Source organism: Nitrosomonas communis (assembly GCF_900114745.1).
GTDB classification, from domain to species: Bacteria; Pseudomonadota; Gammaproteobacteria; order Burkholderiales; family Nitrosomonadaceae; genus Nitrosomonas; species Nitrosomonas communis_A.
Genome location: NZ_FOUB01000167.1, coordinates 1 through 1,771, shown reverse-complemented (window position 1 = coordinate 1,771; position 1,771 = coordinate 1). Strand labels below are relative to the sequence as shown.

General features: G+C 53.9%; 2 protein-coding genes. Both read left to right on the top strand.

Annotated elements, in window-relative coordinates; all coding sequences use genetic code 11:
- Positions 1-194, top strand: a 194-nt coding sequence (locus tag BM122_RS21155; RefSeq protein ID WP_442754722.1) for a hypothetical protein, incomplete at its 5' end; no start/stop codon positions are given.
- 58 nt (positions 195-252) lie between these two features.
- Positions 253-1,771: IS66 family transposase (gene tnpC / locus BM122_RS21150; protein WP_371264969.1), on the top strand; the 1,519-nt coding region annotated here is incomplete at its 3' end.

Below are 1,771 nucleotides of genomic sequence, written 5' to 3'. Positions count from 1 at the left end.
GTATGGTGATGTCAGCGCCGCTTGCACAAGGGACGGTTTGTCTGGCCAGGCTCTGGCGAGCGCTGTTTTACGTTGACGCAGGCGCAATGGGAATGGCTGATCGCGGGTGTGAATTGGCCACGTTTATCCGCATTGCCACCCGCCCATTTACAGCCATAACCATACGTAATTATTCAACATTAACAATCAGTTAGGTAGACATAGGGTATAATGACGGCCATGAAATCGTGGCTACCGCTCGATTAACTGAACCTGGATGCCGATACTAAAATACCGGTATCTGACATGATCCAAACATTACTTGATCAGGCGCAAAAAGAAATTCGCGCACAGGCACTCAAGATCCAGGCGCTTACACTGGAATTGGCGCATTTGCGCCGTCTCCGCTTTGGCAGGAGCAATGAATCCCTGACCCTATTTCCATCGCAGTCCCAGCTGGATTTATTCGAAGAAACGGTGCAAGCGGATACCGCAGCCGTAGCAGCGGAAATTGAACAGTTCGGTTCATTAGCCAAACAAGGTGTAAACAAGCCCCCACGTACTCGTGCGGGCCGTCAACCTCTGTCAGACCCCCTGCCACGCATTGAACACTATCACGAACCGCAATCCTGTCAGTGCAGGCAATGTGGCCGTGATCTGGTCAAAATTGGCGAAGACACCACCGAGCAGCTGGATGGGGAGCCGGCAAGATTTTTTGTCCATCACCCCATTCGTGCGCAATGTGCGTGCAAAACTTGCGAAACCATCACCGCAGAGCCTGTTCCACCCGCTGTGATCGATGGTGGCATGGCCGCGCCCGGCTTGCTGGCCTGGGTGATGACCAGCAAATACCTAAGCCCTCTTCCCCTTTACCGTCTTGAACAAATCGCTGCACGCGAAGAGGTGAGGTTATCTCGCTCCACCCTGGCCGAATGGGTGGGCCGTGTGGGGGTGGCCTTGCCACCTCTGGTAGATCGCCTGACCTGGCATCTTTTACAGGGCAACACCCTCCATGCTGACGAAACCCCGGTGGCTCAACTTGATCCCGGCAATGGCAAGACTCGTAAGGCTTATTTATGGGCCTATCGCAGCAATGATCCGCGCATCATCCTCTTCGACTATCAAGCCGGCCGCAGTGGGAAGCATGCACAACACTTCCTGCAAGACTGGCAAGGTCATCTGCTGGTCGATGATGACGGGGGATACAAACCCTTATTCTCATCAGCTTCGCCCTGCACTGAACTAGGCTGCTGGGCTCATGCGCGTGGTAAATTCTTCGATCTGCACCAGGCCAATAACAGCTCCATGGCCATGGAAGCATTGCAACGCATCGGCATGCTGTATGCCATTGAGGCCGAAGGCAAACACCTGACGATCTTCGATCGTCAACCACTGCGTGCAGAAAAAAGCCTGCCCGCACTCAATGCACTGCATGACTGGCTGCTACCAACCCGCTCCCAAACGGCCAACGGCGGTGGCTCTGCCAAAGCGTTGGACTATACTCTCAAACGCTGGCCCAGTCTGATTCGTTACGCACAAAGCGGTCATCTGCCCATCGACAACAACCCGCTTGAAAATGCTATCCGTCCCATTGCACTGGGTAAAAAGAATGGGCTATTTACCGGCTCAGAGCGTGCCGGCCAACGCGCAGCTGCTATCCAAACCCTGTTCGGTACCGCTCAACTCAATGGACTGGACCCATCTGAATGGCTCAAAGATACGCTCCTTAAACTTCCCGCCTGGCCTAATAACCGTATCGATGAATTGTTACCCCTGACACCGGAGTTCATTA